Source organism: Bradyrhizobium sp. CCGUVB4N, from assembly GCF_024199945.1.
GTDB lineage: Bacteria > Pseudomonadota > Alphaproteobacteria > Rhizobiales > Xanthobacteraceae > Bradyrhizobium.
Genome location: NZ_JANADP010000001.1, coordinates 3,466,834 through 3,487,856, shown reverse-complemented (window position 1 = coordinate 3,487,856; position 21,023 = coordinate 3,466,834). Strand labels below are relative to the sequence as shown.

General features: G+C 65.8%; 15 protein-coding genes and 1 pseudogene. 12 read left to right on the top strand and 4 right to left on the bottom strand.

What is annotated here, in order from left to right; translation table 11 throughout:
* Positions 1 to 50: 50 nt before the first annotated feature.
* From NLM31_RS15725 to NLM31_RS15695, 7 genes and pseudogenes are all read left to right on the top strand, one after another.
* Positions 51 to 764: a hypothetical protein gene (locus NLM31_RS15725; protein WP_254192801.1), complete on the top strand. Its 714-nt coding sequence runs from the start codon at positions 51 to 53 to the stop codon at positions 762 to 764.
* Positions 765 to 931: 167 nt separating this feature from the next.
* Positions 932 to 1,135 carry a hypothetical protein gene (locus NLM31_RS15720; protein ID WP_148754708.1) on the top strand — a complete coding sequence of 68 codons (204 nt, stop codon included), beginning with the start codon at positions 932 to 934 and terminating at the stop codon, positions 1,133 to 1,135.
* 44 nt (positions 1,136 to 1,179) lie between these two features.
* Positions 1,180 to 1,830 carry a hypothetical protein gene (locus NLM31_RS15715; RefSeq protein ID WP_254192800.1) on the top strand — a complete coding sequence of 217 codons (651 nt, stop codon included), beginning with the start codon at positions 1,180 to 1,182 and terminating at the stop codon, positions 1,828 to 1,830.
* A gap of 355 nt (positions 1,831 to 2,185) precedes the next feature.
* Positions 2,186 to 3,180: pseudogene (locus NLM31_RS15710) on the top strand (NAD(P)H-dependent flavin oxidoreductase).
* A 25-nt stretch (positions 3,181 to 3,205) separates the two neighbouring features.
* Positions 3,206 to 4,177 (top strand): zinc-binding dehydrogenase, encoded by a 972-nt coding sequence (locus NLM31_RS15705; protein WP_254130227.1) that lies wholly within the window; start codon positions 3,206 to 3,208, stop codon positions 4,175 to 4,177.
* A gap of 246 nt (positions 4,178 to 4,423) precedes the next feature.
* Positions 4,424 to 5,797, top strand: coding sequence for a cation-efflux pump (locus NLM31_RS15700; RefSeq protein ID WP_254192799.1), 1,374 nt, complete (start codon positions 4,424 to 4,426; stop codon positions 5,795 to 5,797).
* Positions 5,798 to 6,009: 212 nt separating this feature from the next.
* The gene (locus tag NLM31_RS15695) at positions 6,010 to 8,340 is read left to right on the top strand and encodes a PAS domain-containing sensor histidine kinase (RefSeq protein ID WP_254192798.1); all 2,331 of its coding nucleotides are present in this window, start codon (positions 6,010 to 6,012) and stop codon (positions 8,338 to 8,340) included.
* 234 nt (positions 8,341 to 8,574) lie between these two features.
* On the opposite strand, the gene NLM31_RS15690 is transcribed toward NLM31_RS15695, so the two are convergent.
* Positions 8,575 to 9,471, bottom strand: coding sequence for a LysR family transcriptional regulator (locus tag NLM31_RS15690; protein ID WP_254130224.1), 897 nt, complete (start codon positions 9,469 to 9,471; stop codon positions 8,575 to 8,577).
* Between the two features lie 223 nt (positions 9,472 to 9,694).
* Here NLM31_RS15690 and NLM31_RS15685 point away from each other — a divergent pair, with 223 nt between their 5' ends.
* From NLM31_RS15685 to NLM31_RS15665, 5 genes are read left to right on the top strand one after another with little or no spacing between them, the layout of a single operon-like run.
* Positions 9,695 to 10,171 carry a formate dehydrogenase subunit gamma gene (locus NLM31_RS15685; protein ID WP_254130223.1) on the top strand — a complete coding sequence of 159 codons (477 nt, stop codon included), beginning with the start codon at positions 9,695 to 9,697 and terminating at the stop codon, positions 10,169 to 10,171.
* The gene (locus NLM31_RS15680) at positions 10,168 to 11,724 is read left to right on the top strand and encodes an NADH-quinone oxidoreductase subunit NuoF (protein ID WP_254192797.1); all 1,557 of its coding nucleotides are present in this window, start codon (positions 10,168 to 10,170) and stop codon (positions 11,722 to 11,724) included. Before NLM31_RS15685 ends, NLM31_RS15680 begins: the two co-directional genes overlap by 4 nt.
* Positions 11,725 to 11,734: 10 nt before the next feature.
* The gene (gene fdhF, locus NLM31_RS15675; RefSeq protein WP_254192796.1) at positions 11,735 to 14,608 is read left to right on the top strand and encodes a formate dehydrogenase subunit alpha; all 2,874 of its coding nucleotides are present in this window, start codon (positions 11,735 to 11,737) and stop codon (positions 14,606 to 14,608) included.
* Between the two features lie 4 nt (positions 14,609 to 14,612).
* Positions 14,613 to 15,443: a formate dehydrogenase accessory sulfurtransferase FdhD gene (gene fdhD / locus NLM31_RS15670; protein ID WP_254192795.1), complete on the top strand. Its 831-nt coding sequence runs from the start codon at positions 14,613 to 14,615 to the stop codon at positions 15,441 to 15,443.
* Positions 15,430 to 15,666 (top strand): formate dehydrogenase subunit delta, encoded by a 237-nt coding sequence (locus NLM31_RS15665; RefSeq protein WP_194476749.1) that lies wholly within the window; start codon positions 15,430 to 15,432, stop codon positions 15,664 to 15,666. Before fdhD ends, NLM31_RS15665 begins: the two co-directional genes overlap by 14 nt.
* Here the strand turns inward: NLM31_RS15665 and NLM31_RS15660 are convergent.
* From NLM31_RS15660 to NLM31_RS15650, 3 genes are read right to left on the bottom strand one after another with little or no spacing between them, the layout of a single operon-like run.
* A complete protein-coding gene (locus NLM31_RS15660; RefSeq protein WP_254192794.1) occupies positions 15,632 to 18,610 on the bottom strand; it encodes a bifunctional [glutamine synthetase] adenylyltransferase/[glutamine synthetase]-adenylyl-L-tyrosine phosphorylase in 2,979 nt (992 codons plus the stop codon). The two genes, NLM31_RS15665 and NLM31_RS15660, sit on opposite strands and share 35 nt — an antisense overlap.
* Positions 18,607 to 20,067: an ATP-binding protein gene (locus tag NLM31_RS15655; protein WP_254192793.1), complete on the bottom strand. Its 1,461-nt coding sequence runs from the start codon at positions 20,065 to 20,067 to the stop codon at positions 18,607 to 18,609. The genes NLM31_RS15660 and NLM31_RS15655 overlap by 4 nt, the downstream gene beginning before the upstream one ends.
* Positions 20,051 to 20,731: a response regulator transcription factor gene (locus NLM31_RS15650; RefSeq protein WP_254130217.1), complete on the bottom strand. Its 681-nt coding sequence runs from the start codon at positions 20,729 to 20,731 to the stop codon at positions 20,051 to 20,053. The genes NLM31_RS15655 and NLM31_RS15650 overlap by 17 nt, the downstream gene beginning before the upstream one ends.
* Positions 20,732 to 21,023 lie beyond the last annotated feature (292 nt).

Sequence of the window (21,023 nt, the reverse complement as noted above, 5' to 3'; positions counted from 1 at the left end):
AGCCGCTGACCGGTTCGAACCGCGATTGACTTGGCTGCGACCAACCGCACATGCGTATCATCCTCGGCTTTCTGTCCGCTGTCCTCGGCGCGCTCGCCGGCTGGTCCGGCCTTGCCGCGCTGGTCGTCATGCTGGCGGGACCGGACCGTGATGGCGGCATCGCCATGGGGGCCTTCTTCAACATCGGCCCGATCGGCGGCATGGTCGGCCTGGTTGCCGGCATCTGGCTGTTCGTGCGCTTCGGTCTGGTCCGGGACGCGCCCCAGCCGCCTGCGGAAACCGCCGATGCCGCGCCACCCCGCACCACGCGGCTCTCCTTTCCTTTTGCCGTCACCGTGCTGCTCATCGTGGCCATCCTCGGATATTGGGGATGGTACGAACTCATCCGCTCGCCCGATCTCAGCCACGGCTTCATGACGCTCCAGATCGAGTTTCGGCTTCCCCCCGGCATGGCCCTGCCGGACAAGGAAGAGGACGTGCACATCGAGGTCGAGGAAGCGAAAGGCTATGCCAACCCCATGTTGCCGGCGAACTGGCGCGCGCATGACGGTGACCGCAAGGCGATCATTTCCACGGCGTCCCTGATGTACAAGACGCGCCACCGCGCCGTCAGCCTGACGCTTCCGGGCGTGCCGACGCAGCGTTGGCCGATCGATCTCGGTTCCGATCCCGATCCGATGCCCGGCTTTTCACCCTGGCGCACCTCGAGCGAGCCATCGCCGGCCAAGATCGAGATGCATTTCCGCCTCACCGCCGACCGCTGAAAGCGCGGCGGGCAGAAACACTCCGAAATACAACACATCTGTGCGGATCCGATCAATGCCGCCAACAAGTCGCGGGGGTGCCGCACTGTGGACGCATTCCGCCGCCCTTGTGTGAGGCGTGTCTGGGGGCACGGCTCAGCCGTGTTTGGACCAAACCTGCTAGGGGTATGACTGTGAAGAAGATTGTATTTGTTCTGGGTGCAACGCTTGCTCTGGTGACGGCTGCGAACGCTGCGGATCTGCCGCGCCGCCAGCCCGTGCCGGTCTATCCGGCCGAGCAGGCCCCGATCGGCAAGATGCCGATTGGCAAGAGCCCGATTGGCAAGGCCCCGATCGGCAAGGCGCCCGGCCCGGTCGCAGCGCGCTACTGAGCTGCAAGCATCTGCGTAGCCGGCCGACAGTCGAGGGGCACAGCGTGACGAACAGACCTGATCGATCGGGATTCTGCATCCTTGCAGGTCTCGGGCTTGCGGCCATGACCGCATGCATGATGCCATCGGCCTCGGCCCACGAAGCGAACAAGCGCGTTGCCGATGCAAATGCGCTTGCTACGACCGACTCCTCGTCGCAACAGGCGCCGCAATCGACGCGGCGCCCGGTCGCGCGTGCGGAGAAAGGTCCCTACTACGTCGACTTCCGCGCCCGGACGGCAGCAAGCTGGGGCCATGCCTTCGTCTGGTACGGCAAGACCAGCGAGCGCGCCGTCGAGGTCGCGGGCCTCACGCCCAAGGGCGACACCTGGAGTTACGTGCTCGGTCACCTCACCTGGGTGCCATCGGAGACCGGCGCGAGCTACGGGGATCTCGACCCCGAATATCTGACCGCGAGCTATCGCGTGTATCTCAACGAAGCCGATGCCAAGCGCGTCTTCGCCCACATCAAGAAACTGCAGGCGAGCTCGCCGGTCTGGAATGCCGAGACCACCAACTGCACCGGCTTCATCGGCGACATCGCCGAGTACATGGGCCTGAAGGTCCCCTATCGCTGGCAGCGCCCGGAAAACTTCGTCAACAGCCTGAAAGACATGAACGGCGGCCGCCAGATGGTGCGGCTGTCGGCGGAGTAGCGTAACGGCATCTCTCGGTGTCGTCCCGGCCTAGTGCGCAATTGCGCACGGGGGGCCGGGACCCATACCGCGAGGTCTGTCGACTGTGCGCGATCGTAGTGCCGAACGAAGAATCGTCGCCAAACCTCTCCCTGTGATTATGGGTCCCGGCCTTCGCCGGGACGACGGCGGAGAATGTGTGAGCGCCCTCCTATCTCTTGGAGGAGAGCATCGCAATTATCCGCTCTGCGGAATCACCCCCCACTGCCCGCATGACCCACCGCGCAGCGGCGCAATAGACATTTTCCACCCCCGGCGGCATCCTCCGCCCATCAAATGAAAACAGAGCCTGCCAAGCAGGTGGGGGAAACAGACGATGTTGCAGACACGGTTCACAAGACTCGTCGGCGTCGAGCACCCGATCGTCCAGGGCGGCATGCAATGGGTCGGGCGGGCCGAGCTGGTCGCAGCCGTCGCCAACGCCGGCGCGCTCGGCTTCATCACCGCGCTGACCCAGCCGACGCCGGAGGACCTGACCAAGGAGATCGCGCGCTGCCGCGACCTCACCGACAAGCCGTTCGGCGTCAATCTCACCATCCTGCCCGCGATCAAGCCGCCGCCTTACGCCGAATACCGCGCCGCCATCATCGAAGCCGGCATCACCGTGGTCGAGACCGCCGGCAACAAGCCGCAGGAGCATGTCGAAGAGTTCAAAAAGCATGGCGTCAAGGTCGTGCACAAATGCACCAGCGTCCGCCACGCGCTCTCGGCCGAACGGATGGCGTCGACGCCATCTCGATCGACGGGTTCGAATGCGCCGGCCACCCCGGCGAGGACGACACCCCCGGCCTGATCCTGATCCCGGCCGCCGCCAACAAGGTCAAGATTCCGATGATCGCCTCCGGCGGCTTTGCCGATGCCCGCGGCCTCGTCGCCGCCCTGGCGCTGGGCGCCGAGGGCATCAACATGGGCACCCGCTTCATGGCGACCAAGGAGAGCCCGATCCATCAGCTCATCAAGGAGAAGATCGTCGCCAATGACGAGCGCGAGACCGAGCTGATCTTCCGCACCATGCGCAACACCTCGCGCGTCGCCAGGAACGAGATCTCGACCAAGGTCGTCGCCATGGAGAAGGAAGGCGCCAAGTTCGAGGACATCCGCGAGCTCGTCGCCGGCGCCCGCGGCAAGATGGTCTACGCGACCGGCAATTCGGACGAGGGCATCTGGTCGGCCGGCCAGGTGCAGGGCCTGATCCAGGACATCCCGAGCTGCGGCGAGCTGATCTCGCGCATCGTGCGCGAAGCCGAGGCGATCATTCGCAGCCGGCTCGGAGGCATGATCGCTCAACCAAGCGCGCAAGCAGCGGAATAATCACTGCAAGAAGCGAGAGTAATTCATGAAGGCTTATGTCTACGGCCCTGACGGCGCTCGGATTTCCGAGGTCGCTCAACCTAAACCAAAAGGCACGCAAGTGCTGGTTCGCGTGCGCGCCTGTGGGCTCAATCGCGCCGACACCGGCATGCGCAAGGGACACGCCCATGGCGCCGCGGGCGGGGTCGGCACCGTGCTCGGGATGGAATGGGCCGGCGAAGTCGCCGAGCTCGGGCCGGATGCGAAGGGCGTCAAGGTCGGCGATCGCATCATGGGCTCCGGCGGCGCGGCGTTCGCCGAGTACACGCTCGCCGACCACGGCCGGCTGTTCCGCGCGCCCTCGAACATGAACTTCGAGGAAGCCGCCACCCTCCCCGTCGCGCTCGCCACCATGCACAACGCCGTCGTCACCGTCGGCGGCGTCCAACCGGGACAGTCCGTGCTGATCCAGGGCGCAAGCTCCGGTGTCGGCCTGATGGCGATGCAAATCGCAAAACTCAAGGGCGCCAGGATGGTGATCGGCTCCTCGACCGATGCCTATCGCCGCGGCCGCCTGACCGAATATGGCGCCGACCTCGCGGTCGACTCCTCCGATCCGAAATGGGTGGACGAGGTCCTGAAGGCGACGAACGGCGAAGGCGTCGACCTCATCGTCGACCAGGTCTCGGGCAAGGTCGCCAACCAGAACCTCGCCGCGACCAAAATCCTGGGCCGCATCGTCAATGTCGGCCGGCTCGGCGGCACCCATGCCGACTTCAACTTCGACCTGCATGCCGCCCGCCGCATCAGCTATATCGGTGTCACCTTCCGTACCCGCTCCATCGAGGAGGTCCGCGCGATCTTCGACGAGGTCAGGAAGGACATCTGGGGCGCGGTGGAATCGCGCAAGCTGCAGCTGCCGATCGACAAGGTCTACGGGTTCAATGACATCGACAAGGCGTTCGAGCACATGGAGGCGAACAAGCACCTCGGGAAGATCGTGGTGACGGTGCCGTAGCCGTCGCTCCGGAGTCCGATCTCGTAGGGTGGGCAAAGCGAAGCGTGCCCACGATCTTTATCCATCACGGAGAAATCGTGGGCACGGCGCTTTGCGCCTTTGCCCACCCTACGAGAGCTGAGCTTGCGGCATAAGCCCAGCATTCAATTCGGAAGCATTCGCAATAGCTTCGCTCCTGCAACTCACTTGCGACTATAGCTGTGGATCGTCGCTTGATGTTCGCGAACGCCCTGCTAAATCCCGGCCATGAGCGGACAACACGACAAGACATCGGTCGCGGCAATCTCGATCCTGGCCAGCGGCGGCATGGCGGCGGCCAAATTCGTGGTCGGCATCGCGATCGGCTCGCTGGCGCTGGTCTCCGAAGCGCTGCACTCCACGATCGACCTGGTCGCGACCATCATCACCTGGGCGGTGGTGCGGGTCTCCGACAAGCCGGCCGACGACGAGCACCATTATGGCCACGGCAAGCTCGAGAGCATCTCCGCGCTCGGCGTGACCGCCCTGCTCTACGTGCTCGCCGGCGGCATTCTGGTGCAATCCTACAGCCACCTCCGCGAGGGAACCCCGCCACCGACGATTTCGGCCGTCCCGTTCGTGGTGCTGGTGATCGATATCGTCGTCAATCTCTGGCGCGCCCGCGCGCTGCACCGCGCGGCCCGGGAGACCCGCAGCGAGGCGCTCGCCGCCGATGCGCTGCATTTCGCCTCCGACGTCATGGGCTCGTGCGCCGTGATCGTCGGCCTGATTCTCGCAGCCTTCGGCTTCTGGTGGGGTGACGCGGCGGCCGCCGCAGCGGTGGCCGTGATGATCGCGGCTCTCGGCCTGCGGATGGCGAGCTCCACGGTGCAGACGCTGCTCGACCGCGCGCCGGAAGGCGCCCAGGCGAAGGCCACCGCCGCGATCCGCAGCGTGCCAGGCGTGATCGACGTCGAACGCCTGCGCGTGCGCATGGTCGGGGCGACCACCTTCATCGACAGCATCGTCAACGTGCCCAGAACCTACCCGATCGACCGCGTCGAGGAGATCAAGCGCAACGCGCAAGGCGCCGTCGACAAAGCCTTCGGCGATGCCGACCTCACCTTCACCGCCGTACCGGTCGCCCGCGACAACGAGACCGTGCGCGACCGCATCATGGTGATCGCGCATAATTCGGGCCTCGCCATCCACCACGTCACGGTGCACGATCTCGGCGCCAAGCTGATCGTAAGCATCGACCTCGAGGTCGATGCCGACATGCAACTCGAGGCCGCCCACGACGTCGCCAATACGCTGGAGAGGAGCATCCAGGAAGAGTTCGGAGCCGATGTCGAGGTCGACGTCCATATCGAGCCGCTGGAACCGGAACTGCCGTTCGGCGTCGATGCCGCGCCGGAGCGGGTGCAGACCATCGCCGCCGCGCTCACCGAATATGCCGCCGGCGGCGAGATCCACGACATCCATAATGTGCGCGTGCGCGATACCGAGGGCGGCGAGATCGTCAACTTCCATTGCCGCGCCACGCCGTCGATGAGCGTGATCAAGGTGCACGAGCATGTCGACGCGATCGAGCGCCGCTTGCGTCGTGCGTTCCCGAGCGTGAAGCGCGTCATCAGCCACGCCGAACCGCCACGCGCGTGATGGAGTCACACGTTCTCGTTTCGGACTCGTCGCGCACGTGAGTTTGCGGAAGAGAAGCGCACGAACTCCGTGTTGGATAAGAATTATTTCGCGTTAACCTTTCGTTGACTCTCGACAGCCTGCGCAAACTGGATTCAAATCGCTGTGATTCGAAAGCGACGTGGGGCTGCTTTCGATACTCGTCGTAAGCTGGTTTCCAGGGGGCCGAAGGCATGGCGCGCGCAGACGCCGCGAACGCGTGTGTCCAATCCGATTCGATCAAAGGATTGGCGCAATCGATCGCGAAACCTGCCTATCATCGGCTCCTGATCGCGGAGCCGGCGCTCCGTCGCGCCGTGCCGACGCTCATCATCGCCTTCCTCATCACGATCTGCCTCGGCGCATTCGTCCAGGTCGTCGACCAGACGCGCCAGAAGCGCCTCGTGATCCAGAACGACATCTCTTCCCTCGCTGAACTGCTCGCCGAGCGCATCGATCGCGTCACCTCCGTGCGCGCGGAGCGGCTGAAGAACATCGAGAACCTGCCGAATTTGCTGCCCGACATGATCCCGTCCCGGGCCAGGGTCTCGGGCCGCCATGTCGTCGTCACCTCGGCCGGAATCGACCGCCGCATCCTCGCCCGCATTCCGATCGACAGCGATCCTTCGGGCGACGACCGCCTGCTCGATGCGATCACCACCGCGCAGCTGCTCGCAGCTCCGCCGCGCGACAATGACATCTCCAGCATGACGCTGCCGAACGGCAACGCCGCGATGGCGACCTCCCGGCCGATCAAGTCGCTGCCGGGACTCGTCACCGTGATCCAGGAGCGCAACGAGCCGATCTGGGGCTCGGACGCGGCCCTTTCGGTGACGCTGTCGGCGACCACCGGCTTCGTCGTCCTGATCCTCGGCTTCGCCTTCCACTGGCAGTCGACCCGCGCCCGCGAGGGCGACCTCATCAACGATGCCGTGCGTGGCCGGATCGACACCGCGCTCAACCGCGGCCGCTGCGGCCTGTGGGACTGGGACCTGTCGCGCGGCCGGATCTTCTGGTCGCAATCGATGTTCTCGATGCTGGGCCTCGACGGCCGCAACGAGCTCCTCACCTTCGGCGAGGTCAACGCGCTGGTGAAGTCGGACGACATCGACCTGTTCGCGATCGCCGACCAGCTGATCTCCGAGAAGATCGACCACATCGACCAGACCTTCCGCATGCAGCATGTCGACGGCCACTGGATCTGGCTCCGCGTCCGCTGCGAGCGGACCCGCGGCGCCAGCGATTCCGGCATGCACCTGATCGGCATCGCCGTCGACATCACCGAGCAGAAGAGCCTCGCCGAGCGCACCGTGGAAGCCGACCTTCGCCTGCGCGACGCCATCGAGACCATTCCGGAAGCCTTCGTGCTGTGGGACGCCAGCGACCGCCTGGTGCTCTGCAACTCGCACTTCCAGCGCCTGCACAAGCTGCCCGACACCGCCGTGATCCCCGGCACCTCCTACGAGACCGTGCTGGAAGTCGGCCGCATGCCGGAGGTCCGCACCCGCCACAACGAGACCGCCGCCCAAGGCCCCGGCGCCCGCACCTTCGAGGCCCAGCTCGACGACGGCAGCTGGCTGCACATCAGCGAACGCCGCACCAAGGACGGCGGCTACGTCTCGGTCGGCACCGACATCACCCGCATCAAGGAGCACGAGCAGAAGCTCGTCGACAACGATCTGCGCCTGCGCGCCACCGTCATCGACCTCAAGCGCTCGCAGGCGGCGCTGGAACGCCAGACCATCGAGCTCGCCGATCTCGCCGAGAAATATCAGCGCGAGAAGACCCGCGCCGAGGAAGCCAACCAGACCAAGTCGAAATTCCTCGCCAATATGAGCCACGAGCTGCGCACGCCGCTCAACGCCATCATCGGCTTCTCCGAGATCATGGGCTCGGGCATGTTCGGCGAGCTGGGCTCGGAGAAGTACCAGGAATACTGCCACGACATCCTCACCAGCGGCCATTATCTGCTCGAGGTCATCAACGACATCCTCGACATGTCCAAGATCGAGGCCGGCCGCATGAAGCTCGACATGGAAGAGCTCGATCTCGCGCAGACGCTCGCGGAATCCCTGCGCGTCGTCGCCGGCCGGGCGCAGGACAAGAACCTGGAGCTCGACGCCGAGATCGAGAAGTCCATTTCGGTCGTCGCCGACCGCCGCGCCACCAAGCAGATCATCGTCAACCTGCTGTCCAACGCCGTGAAGTTCACGCCCGACGGCGGACGCATCGTGGTGCGCAGCCGGCAGCTCGAGGACAGGATCGTGCTGATGATCGCCGACACCGGCATCGGCATCGCGCCGCACTCGCTGGCGCGGCTCGGACGTCCGTTCGAGCAGGTCGAGAGCCAGCTCACCAAGACCTATCACGGCTCCGGCCTCGGGCTCGCGATCGCCCGCTCGCTGGCCCAGCTCCACGGCGGCTCGATGAAGCTGCGCTCCAGGCTCGAAGTCGGCACCGTCGTCCGCGTGACGCTGCCGCGCGACGCCATCAAGGCGGCAGCCGGAATTTCCGCCGCCGCCTAGAGCTGGGATGAGCTTTGGTTGAATCGATGCGAGCCGAGGGGGCACCTCTCCCGTAGGGAGAGGCGGGTCGCATCGAAAGATGCGATCCGGGTGAGGGGTTACGCTCCCACCGGTCGCTGCGGCCCTCACCCGAATTGCGCTGGTCGATGCTGCGCATCGCCAAGCGCAATCCGACCTCTCCCCGCTGGGGAGAGGTGGCACCTACACTGCGGACACACTTAATCTCACTATGCGCTACGACTGCAGGCTCGGCGCCACTTCGCGCGCGACATTGACCAGTGCCGCGATCAGCGGCGTCATCGGATCGCGCTGCGGGATCACCAGGCCAATGCTGTAATTGACCTCGGGGTCGGTGATCGGAATCGAGCGGACCTTGTCCGACGACAGGCCAAGCGTCTCGGCGAGCTTGGCCGGCATCACGCTCGCCCAGCGCCCGGTCTTGACGTGGGTGAACAGCACCAACAGCGAGTTCGAGGTTAGTGTCGGCGTCGCCTCCGCCGCGACCGAACGCAGCGCACGGTCGATGATGCGGCGGTTCTGCATGTCGGGTGTCAGCAGGCACAGCGGCACCTGCCCGACCTCCTTCCACGTCACCGTCTCGCGATCCCCGAACATCCCATCGGGCGCGGTGAGCAGGCGATAGCTCTCGTTATAGAGCGGAATGGTGCGCACCTTCCCGATCGGCTCGTTCTCGATATAGGTCAGCCCGGCATCGACCTCGAGATTTTCGAGCAACCCCAGCACCTCCGACGAGGTCGTCGAGCGGATGCTGAAACGCACCTCGGGATGCCGCGCACGGTACGGCGTCGTCAGCGACGCGACCATTCCGAGTGCCGTCGGGATCGCCGCAATGCGGATCTCGCCGGAGAGCTGATGCTTCAGTCCGTTGATCTCGTCGCGCATCGCGCGGGCATCGCCCACGATCCGCCGCGCCCAGTCCAGCGCCCGCTCGCCCTCGGGGGTAAATCCCTGAAACCGGGACCCGCGCTGGACCAGCATCACGCCGAGGATCTCCTCGAGCTGCTTCAGCCCGGTCGACATGGTCGGCTGGGTGACACCGCAGGCCTCCGCTGCCCGTCCAAAATGCCGCTCCTTGGCCAGCGCCAGCAGCAGTTCAAGCTTGTCGATCAACCGGCCGTCCCCTCGGATTCTGTGGTGGCATACAAGCTATCACGCCGGGCCTGCACCAACACGCAAAAACCGGCAGTCAATACAGGTTTCATTAGCACTTCGTATCGACCGATTGCGTTTTCAAATCGATCTGAATTCGCAATCGCAGCATGAGACAGCTTTATTGATCTTCGAACGATTCCAAATAGTTTGCGCGGAAGGGACGCTCAGATCGAGAACGAGAATGACAGCGGTTTACGAGCCTTGGGAAGAAACGCGCGGCGCCGAGATCATCGCCGAACATGCCGGGCAGGAAGGCGCGACGCTCGTCATTCTGCACGCACTCCAGGAAGCGTTCGGCTATGTGCCGGAGGCCGCGATTCCGATGGTGGCGCAGGCGCTGAATCTGTCGCGCGCCGAAGTCCATGGCGTCTTCACCTTCTACCATGACTTCCGCCACAAGCCGGCCGGCCGCCACGTGCTGAAGCTGTGCCGCGCCGAAGCCTGCCAGGCCGCGGGCGGCGACGCGCTGGCTGCGCGCGCCGAAGCGAAGCTCGGCGTCTCGCTCGGCAACACCACTGCGGATGATCGCGTCACGCTGGAGCCGATCTACTGCCTCGGGCTGTGCTCGACCGCACCGTCGGCGATGCTCGACGGCCGCCTCGTCGGCCGGCTCGACGAGAAGCGCATCGACGCGCTGGTCGCGGAGGCACAACGATGAAGATGAAGATTTTCGTTCCGCGCGATGCGACCGCTGTCGCCGTCGGCGCCGACGAGGTTGTCGCAGCATTCGAGCAGATCGCGGAAAAGCGCGGCCTGCCGATCGAGATCGTCAGGACCGGCTCGCGCGGCCTGCATTGGCTGGAGCCGATGGTCGAGGTGGCGACCCTCAAGGGCCGCGTCGCCTACGGTCCGGTGAGCTCGGAGGATGTCGCCTCCGTGTTCGAGTCCATGGCGAGCAATGGGCCGCACGCGCTGCGGCTCGGCGTCGCGGACGAAATTCCGTGGCTCAAGCGCCAGACCCGCCTCACCTTCGCCCGCTGCGGCGTGATCGATCCACGCTCGCTCGAGGATTATCGCGCTCATGGCGGCTACAAGGGTTTTGAGCGCGCGCTCTCGCTCGGCCCGGACGCGATCCTGGCTGAAGTCACTGCCTCCGGCCTGCGCGGCCGCGGCGGCGCGGGCTTCCCGACCGGCATCAAGTGGAAGACGGTGCAGCAGGCCAAGGCCGACCGCAAGTTCATCGTCTGCAACGCCGACGAAGGCGACAGCGGCACCTTTGCCGACCGGATGATCATGGAAGGCGACCCCTTCCTCGTCATCGAGGGCATGACGACATCAGGCATCACCGTCGGCGCCACCAAGGGCTACATCTACATCCGCAGTGAATATCCGCACGCGGTCGCGGCGATGAATGCCGCGATATCGGCCGCGCGGCGCGGCGGCTATCTCGGCGACAGGATCGGCGGCTCGACGCATAGCTTCGACATGGAGGTGCGCGTCGGCGCCGGCGCTTACGTCTGCGGCGAGGAGACGTCGCTGCTCGAGAGCCTCGAAGGCCGCCGTGGCCTGGTGCGCGCCAAGCCGCCGTTGCCGGCCCATCATGGATTGTTCGGCAAGCCGACCGTCATCAACAACGTGCTGTCGTTCGCGGCGATCCCCTTCATCCTCGCCGAGGGCGCCAAGGCGTACGCCGATTTCGGCATGGGCCGCTCGCGCGGCACGATGCCGATCCAGCTCGCCGGCAACATCCGCCAGGGCGGGCTGTTCGAGACGGCGTTCGGCGTGACGCTCGGCGAGCTCGTCGACGACATCGGCGGTGGCACGTTCACCGGACGCCCGGTCCGCGCCGTGCAGGTCGGCGGCCCGCTCGGCGCCTATTTCCCGCGCGCCCTGTTCGACACCCCGTTCGACTACGAAGCCTTCGCCGCGCGCGACGGCCTGATCGGCCATGGCGGCATCGTCGTGTTCGACGACAGCGTCGACATGCGCAAGCAGGCGCGTTTCGCCATGGAATTCTGCGCCGTCGAATCCTGCGGCAAATGCACGCCCTGCCGGATCGGCTCGACCCGTGGCGTCGAGACCATCGAAAAGATCATCAACGGCGAGCGGGTCAGCGAAAACCTCGCGCTCGTCGAAGACCTCTGCAACACCATGAAATTCGGCTCGCTCTGCGCACTCGGCGGCTTCACGCCCTACCCCGTGCTCAGCGCTTTGAAGCATTTCCGTGAAGATTTTGTCCCGGCCCCGACCACGCTTCAGGCCGCGGAATAGGAGAACGACAATGTCTCTGATCGAAGAAATCGACTACGGCACGCCGCGCTCCAAGTCGGAAACGATGGTGACGCTGACCATCGACGGCAAAGAGGTCACGGTGCCCGAGGGCACCTCGATCATGCGGGCCGCGATGGACGCCGGCCACCAGATCCCCAAACTCTGCGCGACCGACATGGTCGACGCCTTCGGCTCCTGCCGTCTCTGCGTCGTCGAGATCGAGGGCCGCGCCGGTACGCCGGCCTCCTGCACGACGCCGGTCATGAACGGCCTCGTCGTCCACACCCAGAGCGAGCGGCTGAAGAAGCTGCGCAAAGGCGTGATGGAGCTCTACATCTCCGACCATCCGCTCGACTGCCTCACCTGCGGCGCCAATGGCGACTGCGAATTGCAGGACATGGCAGGTGCCGTGGGCTTGCGCGACGTACGCTACGGCTATGAGGGCGAGAACCACGTCTTCGCGAAGTCCCACGGCGAGATCAATGCCGCCTGGATGCCGAAGGACGAATCCAATCCCTACTTCACCTACGATCCCTCCAAGTGCATCGTCTGCTCGCGCTGCGTCCGCGCCTGCGAGGAAGTGCAAGGCACCTTCGCGCTGACGATCTCTGGCCGCGGCTTCGACAGCCGCGTCTCGCCCGGCATGAGCGAGAGTTTTCTCGGCTCCGAATGCGTCTCCTGCGGCGCCTGCGTGCAGGCCTGCCCGACCGCGACGCTCACGGAAAAGTCGGTGATCGAGATCGGCCAGCCCGAGCACTCCGTCGTCACCACCTGCGCCTATTGCGGCGTCGGCTGCACCTTCAAGGCCGAGATGCGCGGCGAGGAAGTCGTCCGCATGGTGCCCTACAAGGACGGCAAGGCCAATCGCGGCCATTCCTGCGTCAAGGGCCGCTTCGCCTGGGGCTATACCAATCACAAGGAACGTATCCTCAACCCGATGATCCGCGAGCGGATCGAGGATCCCTGGCGCGAAGTGTCCTGGGATGAAGCCTTCTCGTTCGCCGCCGCCAAGATGCGCGGCATCCAAAAGAAATACGGCCGTGACGCCATCGGCGGCATCACCTCGTCCCGCTGCACCAACGAAGAAACCTATCTGGTGCAGAAGCTGATCCGCGCCGGCTTCGGCAACAACAATGTCGACACCTGCGCGCGCGTCTGCCACTCCCCGACCGGCTACGGCCTTTCGGTCACGTTCGGCACCTCCGCCGGCACGCAGGATTTCGATTCGGTCGAGGATACCGACGTCGCGATGATCATCGGCGCCAACCCGGCCTCGGCTCACCCCGTCTTCGCTTCCCGCCTGAAGAAGCGGCTGCGCCAGGGCGCCAAGCTGATCGTGATCGATCCGCGCCGCACCGAGATGGTGGAATCGCCGCACGTGAAGGCGCTGCATCTGCCGCTGATGCCCGGCACCAACGTCGCCGTCGTGACGGCGCTGGCGCATGTCATCGTCACCGAAGGTCTCGTAAACGAAGCCTTCGTGCGCGAGCGCTGCGACTGGAGCGAGTTCGAGGAATGGGCCGCCTTCGTGGCCCAGCCCAAGCATAGCCCGGAAGCGACCGCCATCCTCACCGGCGTCGATCCGAAGACGCTGCGTGAAGCGGCCCGCGTCTACGCCACCGGCGGCAATGGCGCGATCTATTACGGGCTCGGCGTCACCGAGCACAGCCAGGGTTCGACCACGGTGATCGCGATCGCGAACCTTGCGATGGCGACCGGCAATATCGGCCGTCCCGGCGTTGGCGTGAACCCGCTGCGCGGCCAAAATAACGTTCAAGGCTCCTGCGACATGGGCTCGTTCCCGCACGAGCTGCCCGGCTACCGTCACATCTCGGGCGACGCCGTGCGCGACCAGTTCGAGGCGCTCTGGAACGTCAAGCTCAATCCGGAGCCGGGCCTGCGCATTCCCAACATGTTCGATGCCGCGATCGAAGGCACGTTCATGGGACTCTACGTGCAGGGCGAGGACATCCTTCAATCCGATCCCAACACCAAGCACGTGGTGGCGGCGTTGTCGGCGATGGAATGCGTCATCGTCCACGACCTCTTCCTCAACGAGACCGCGAACTACGCTCACGTGTTCCTGCCCGGCTCGAGCTTCCTCGAGAAGGACGGCACTTTCACCAATGCCGAACGCCGCATCCAGCGCGTGCGCAAGGTGATGTCGCCGAAGAACGGCATGGCCGACTGGGAGGTCACCATCGCGCTCGCCAAGGCGATGGGCCTGGAGATGAACTACAGCCATCCCTCGGAGATCATGGACGAGATCGCCGCACTGACGCCGACCTTCGCCGGCGTCTCCTACGCCAAGCTGGACGAGCTCGGCTCGGTGCAGTGGCCCTGCAACGAGAAGGCGCCGGAAGGCACGCCGGTGATGCATATCGGCGGCTTCGTCCGCGGCAAAGGCAAGTTCGTCGTCACCGAATATGTCGCAACCGACGAGCGCACGGGTCCCCGCTTCCCGCTGCTCCTCACCACGGGCCGCATCCTCAGCCAGTACAATGTCGGCGCGCAGACACGGCGCACCGAGAACGTCGTCTGGCATGCCGAAGACCGGCTCGAGATCCATCCGCATGACGCCGAAACGCGCGGCGTGCACGACGGCGATTGGGTGCGGCTGCAGAGCCGTGCCGGCGAGACCACGCTGCGTGCGGAAATCACCGACCGCGTGTCGCCGGGCGTCGTCTACACGACGTTCCATCATCCGGACACGCAGGCCAACGTGATCACGACCGACTATTCGGACTGGGCGACGAACTGTCCCGAGTACAAGGTCACCGCCGTGCAGATCTCGCCATCGAACGGCCCGTCCGATTGGCAGAAGAGCTACGACGAGCAGGCGCGGCACTCCCGTCGCATCGCGCCGGCCGAGGCCGCGGAGTAACCGGATGCACGTGCCTGTCCAGGCCATCGACCGCGAAATCTGGCGCGACGGTGTCGCGTCCGACGGGGCGCGGCTGATCCCCGAGGAGACGCCGCTGGCGCTGACCTATAATGGCGGCACCTATGCCGTCATGATGGGGACGCCGCAGAACCTCGAGGATTTTGCCGTCGGCTTCAGCCTGGACGAAGGCATCATCAAATCGGTCGACGACATCAAGTCGCTCGATGTGGTCCGCCTCGACGACGGCATCGAGCTGCGCATGTGGCTGGAGTCTGAAGACGCCGCGCGCATCAGCGAACGTCGCCGCCACATTGCCGGCCCCACCGGCTGCGGCATCTGCGGCATCGACTCGATCGCCGAAGCCGTACGGCCCGCAGCGATCGTGCCGCCGGGGCAGACCTTTTCGCCCGAGCAGATCATGGCGGCGATGCAGACCATTGCGCCCCTGCAAGCGATCAACATCCAGACCCGCGCGGTCCACGCGGCGGCGTTCTGGTCGCCCGCGAATGGCCTCATGGCCCTGCGCGAGGACGTCGGCCGCCACAACGCGCTCGACAAGCTCGCAGGCTCGCTGGCGCGCAGCCGGACGGACGCGAGCGGCGGCATGGTGCTGCTGACGAGCCGCGTCTCCGTGGAGATGGTGCAGAAGACCGCGGCGGTCGGCGCGCCGGTGATGGTCGCGGTCTCCGCCCCCACCGCGCTCGCGGTCCGCACCGCGGAAGCCGCCGGCATCACGCTGATCGCAATTGCCCGCAGCGACGGGTTTGAAGTGTTCACGCACCAGGGCCGCATCACGGCTCATCGTGCTCCGGAGATCATTCATGTCGTCGCCTGACCGCCTCGTCTACATGGCCAACCAGATCGGCACGTTCTTCCGCAGCCAGGGCCACGACAAGGCCGTGCCGGGGATCGCCGACCACATCAGGAAGTTCTGGGATCCGCGGATGAAGCGCGCGATCTTCGCGCATCTCGATGCCGGCGGCGCAGGCCTCGAGCCGAACGTGCTCGAAGCCCTCACCTCGCTCAAGCAGACGACTTCCCTTCCAGAAGCGCACTGAACACGCGCCGCACCTCGCCCTGCGTCTCCTTCACGCGTGCCTCGAGCGAGGAGAAATCCGGCGCATCGCCGGCACGCGCCATCACGCGTTGAAGGTCGGAGCCCGCGGTTTCCGGCTTGAAGCGGTCGCTGACGCAAAGCCGCAGGATCTGCGTCAGATCGTGATAGAGCCGCGCCGCGGCGCGCAGGATCTCCACCTCCGAGTGCGGCAGCACACCGAGTCTCGCGGCATTCTCCAGCACCTGCACCGTGCCGACATCGAGAATGTCGGGCTTGTCATGGGCATGCACGAGCTGGAGATATTGCGCGATGAAGTCGATGTCGACCATGCCGCCGGAAGCGTATTTCAGGTCCCAATGGTCGGTCTCGCCCTTCTCCTGCGCGATCGCGCGGCGCATATCGGCGACGTCGTTGGCAATGATCGAGGGGTCGCGGCGGCGGGTCAGGACCTCGCGGATGATGCTTTCGATCCGCGCGGTGAATTCCGGCGACGCGGACACCACGCGCGCACGCGTCAACGCCATGTGCTCCCAGGTCCAGGCCTCGTTGGCCTGATAGTCGGCGAAGGAGACGAGGCTCGACGCGACCGGACCGGCGCGTCCCGAAGGACGCAGCCGCATGTCGATCTCGTAGAGCACGCCGTAATTGGTGCGGGTGGTGAAGGCGCTGATCAGGCGCTGGGTGAAGCGGGCGAAGTAATGCGCGCCCTGCAGTGACCTCTCACCGTCGGAATCCGGATTATCGCTGTCGAAATCATAGAGCAGGATCAGATCGAGATCCGAGGATGCCGTCATCTCACGGCTGCCGAGCCGGCCCATCGCGATGATGGCGGTCTCCTGCCCCTTGATGCGCCCGTGCTGGTCGGCGAAGCGGTCGGCGACGAGGCGATGCACGGTGTCGACGATGCCCTCAGCGACGTCGGCGAAGGCCGTGCTCGCCTGCTGCGCCGAGACGGTGCCGGAGAGGATGCGCGTGCCGATCAGGAACAGGCTCTCCTGCCCGAACAGACGCAGGCGGTCCAGAAACTCCTCGTAGGAGCCCGCATCCTGCACCGTGGCCGCAAGTCGCGCCGACAATTCCTGCTTGTCCGGCATCGCGCCGAAGAAGCGCGGATCGATCAGGCCGTCCATCAACTGCGGCTGCCGCGCCAGCATCTCACCGAGCCTAGGCGCCGCGCCGAGCACGAGCGCGACCAGCGCGACGAGATCGCGGTTCTGGCCGAGCAGCGTAATGAGCCGGCCGCCGCGCTGGAGCGCGCGAAGGAAATCATCGAACGCCACCACCGCGCGGTCGGGCTCTTCGGCACGCGCGAGGCCGTCGATCAGGGCCGGCACGAACTCGACGAAGGCATTTCGCGTCTGCCCGTTGCGGAACACGCGATAGTCGCCGGTGAGCCAGTCGCGGATGGTCTGCGCGAGGGCGGCGGGCTTCTTGAAGCCGAGCGTCGTCAGGTGCTGCAACAAGCGCGGATCGTCCGGACCGGCGCGATAGTCGATCGCGGGCAGGCTTGCCGAACCGGTCGGATCATCGCCCTCGAACAGCTTTTCGTAGTGGCCCTGCACGATCTCGAGCTGACGAAGCAGGTCGCGCGCAAAAGTCTCGCGGCTGTCATAGCCGAAGAACCAGGCGAAGCGTTCGACCGCCTCCTTGTCCTCCGGCAGGGTGTGGGTCTGTTCGTCGGCGATCATCTGGAGACGATGCTCGACCCGGCGCAGGAATTCGTAGGCCGTGGTCAGCTCGTCTCGCGCGGTAGAGGTGATCCAGTTGCTGGACGCGAGGATGTCGAGCGCGGCGAGCGTCGGCCGCACCCGCAATTCCGGATGGCGGCCGCCGGCGATCAGCTGCTGGGTCTGGGCGAAGAATTCGATCTCGCGGATGCCGCCGCGGCCGACCTTGACGTTGTGGCCTTCGACCGCGACCTCACTCTGGCCGCGGTAGGTCTGCATCTGCCGCTTCATGTCGTGCACGTCGGCAAGTGCTGCGAAGTCGAGATGCTTGCGCCAGACGAAGGGCGCGATCTCGGCCAGCAGCGCCTCGCCTGCCCTGGGATCGCCGGCACAGGCGCGCGCCTTGATCATCGCGGCGCGCTCCCAGGTGCGGCCTTCCCGCTCGTAATAGTTCAGCGCGGCATCTCGCGAGATCGCCACCTGCGTCGACGACGGATCGGGCCGCAGCCGCAGATCGACGCGGAACACATAGCCGTCATAGGTGCGCTGCTGCAGGATGCGCGCCATGCCTTGCGTCACCCGGACGAAGAACGGCTGCGGCTCGATGTCGGGCGCCAGCGTCGTGGCATCGGGATCGAAGAACACGATGAGATCGATGTCGCTGGAATAGTTCAGCTCGCCCGCGCCCATCTTGCCCATGGCGAGCACGATCAGGCCGCAGCCGACTTCCGGCGCCTCGGGATCCGGCGGCACGAGCTTGCCGCGTGCGGCTTCCTGTCGCAGCAGGTACTGCAGCGCCGCCTGCACCGAGGACACCGCAAGCTCGGTCAGCGCGGCCGTCACCCGCATCACCGGCCAGACTGCGCCGATGTCACACAGCGCGATCAGGAGCGCGGCCTCCGCCTTCATGAGACGAAGCAGCCGCATCACCTCGGCCTCGTCGGGGGCAGCGAGCACCGCGCCCCTTGCCTCCGCGATCAGCGCAGCAAGATGCGCGTCCGGCTCGCATTCGAGCAGCCGGATCAGGCGCAGCGGATCGACGCGCACCAGATCGAACAAATAAGGCGAGAATTCCGCGATCCCGGCGAGAATAGTCCGGGCGAAGGGATGGACCAGCAAGGCTTCCAGACGCGCCGACTGTGCCGGCTCAAGCTCGGCCAGCCAGCTTTCAAAACGTCGTTCGTCGGTTGTGGAAGCGGCAATATGGGGAGCCTCCGCGAAGCGTGCGGCCAGGCTCTCACCATGCTTGTCCGCGTTTCCCGGCGCGGAGTGGTTCATGCCACCTTCTGTGGCACATCCGGTATTGGAGGAGCAACCCTGTCGCCGGCCCCCGCGCGCGCCGGCAGCAGCAGCGTGGCGACGAGGCCCGGATGGGCGTCGCCGAGCCGCAATTCGCCGCCATGCAAGGTGGCGACGGCGGACGCGAGGCTGAGGCCGAGGCCGGAGCCCGGCATGGTGCGGCTCGCCTCCAGCCGGACGAATCGCTCGACGACGTGCTTGCGATCGGCCTCGGGGATTCCGGGGCCGCGGTCGGTGACGCTGAGCAGCACCTGATCGCCCTCGCGCTTGGCCTCGATCGTGATCTGACGGGCGTCCATGCTGACCACGGTTCCCGCCGACTGCGCGGCCGGCTTGCCGTATTTGATCGCGTTCTCGACGAGATTGGCGACCGCCTGGCTGATCAATTCGCGATTGCCGTGAATCGGCGCGGCCTGCGTCTTCACCTTCAAGGTCATGCCGTCGTCTTCGGCCAGCGGCTCGTAGAGCTCGTGAATGCCGTTGGCGACATCGGCCGCATCGAAATCATCCATGTTGCCGCGCGCCTGGCCGGACTCCGCGCGCGCGATCATCAGCAGCGCGTTGAAGGTGCGGATCAGCCCGTCGGATTCCTCGATGGTCCGCTCCAGCGCCGCGCGATAATCGGCCTCGCAGCCCGATTTCGCCAGCGCCTCCTCGGCGCGATTGCGCAGGCGCGTCAGCGGCGTCTTGAGGTCGTGGGCGATGTTGTCGGAGACTTCCTTCAGCCCCGCCATCAGCGCCTCGATCCGCTCCAGCATGGCGTTGAGGTTTTCGGCGAGGCGGTCGAGCTCGTCGCCGCTGCGGCCAACCGGCAGGCGCTCGCTGAGATCGCCGATCATGATGCGATGCGCCGTCCCGGACATCGCGTCGATGCGCGTCAGCACCCTGCGCGCGACGAAAACGCCGCCGCCGAGGCCGAGCACCACGACGATCAGCACCGACCATTGCGCCGCCTTCGCCACGATGCCGAACAGGCGCCGTCGCTCGGCGAGGTCGCGGCCGATTAGAAGCCGGAAGCCGTTTTCCAATTCGGTGACGCGAACGAGCGCGCGATGATCGCGGTCATCCGCGTCCTCGATCCGGCGATAAGCGGTTTCCGACCAGCCGCGCGTTGCCATCACGCCCGGCGCCAGCGAGCCGACATTGCCGGCAACCGCCTGCCCGGTCGGCGTGGTCACGAGGTAGAGGTTGGCGCCCGGCCGCAGCGCCCGATACTCGATCGTGCGCACGAGGCCGAACAGGCCGCGGCGTCCGTAGATCTCGTTGATCTCCGAGGTCTCGGCATTCACCGTCTGCGTGATCTCTTCGGTGATCAGCCGCCGCGTATTCCAGGCGAAATAGCCCAGCAGCGAGGCCGCGAAAATCGCAAACAGGAACAGGTAGACCAGCGTCAGCCGGAATGCCGTGGTGCGGACGAGTTTACCGAATGCCGTCACGGATCATGTACCCGGCGCCGCGGATCGTGTGCAGCAGCGGCCGCTCGAAGCCCTTGTCGATCTTGGAGCGCAGCCGCGAAATGTGCACGTCGATCACGTTGGTTTGCGGATCGAAATGATAGTCCCAGACGTTCTCCAGCAGCATGGTGCGCGTCACCACCTGGCCGGCATGCTTCATCAGATATTCGAGCAGGCGGAATTCGCGCGGCTGCAGCGTCAGCTCGTCCTTGCCGCGGGCGACGCGGTGAGAGAGCCGGTCGAGTTCGAGGTCGCCGACACGGTAGAGCGTATCCTCGGCAGGTCCGCCGCGGCGGCGCGACAGCACCTCGACGCGGGCGAGCAGCTCGGCGAAGGAATAGGGCTTTGGCAGATAGTCGTCGCCGCCGGCGCGCAGGCCCTTGATGCGATCGTCGACCTGCCCGAGCGCGGAGAGAATCAGCACCGGCGTCGTTTCGCCCTTGTCACGCAGCGAGCCGATCAGCGACAGCCCGTCGCGCTTGGGCAGCATGCGGTCGACCACGAGCACGTCGTAGTCGCCGTTCTCGGCCATGGCGAGGCCCTCCTCGCCGTCACCGGCGTGGTCGGCAATGTGTCCGACCTCGCGAAACGCCTTCACGAGATAGTCGGCGGATTCGCGGTCGTCTTCGATGATCAGGAGGCGCATTGTGCGTTCGGCGGCGGTCAAGGAGGTCAACCTTCTCTGAACATGGCGCGAGCGGCAATCGCATGCAAGCCAAGCGAACGGGACTTGGGTAGGCAAAAAGGCGGGCGGTGAAGCTGGGGGGACCTCACCGCCCTAGGCCTTCCGACGGAGGGGGGCGTATTTCCACCGGAAGGTAGGCGTGGGGAGCAAGCTTGCGCTGCTCCCCGGAAGAGTGCCGGCGGCGGGGGCGACTAATGCCGGCGACACCCTTCATCTCGTAAGCCTCCTGAAGCTCGGCCCGTGTCAGCCCTTG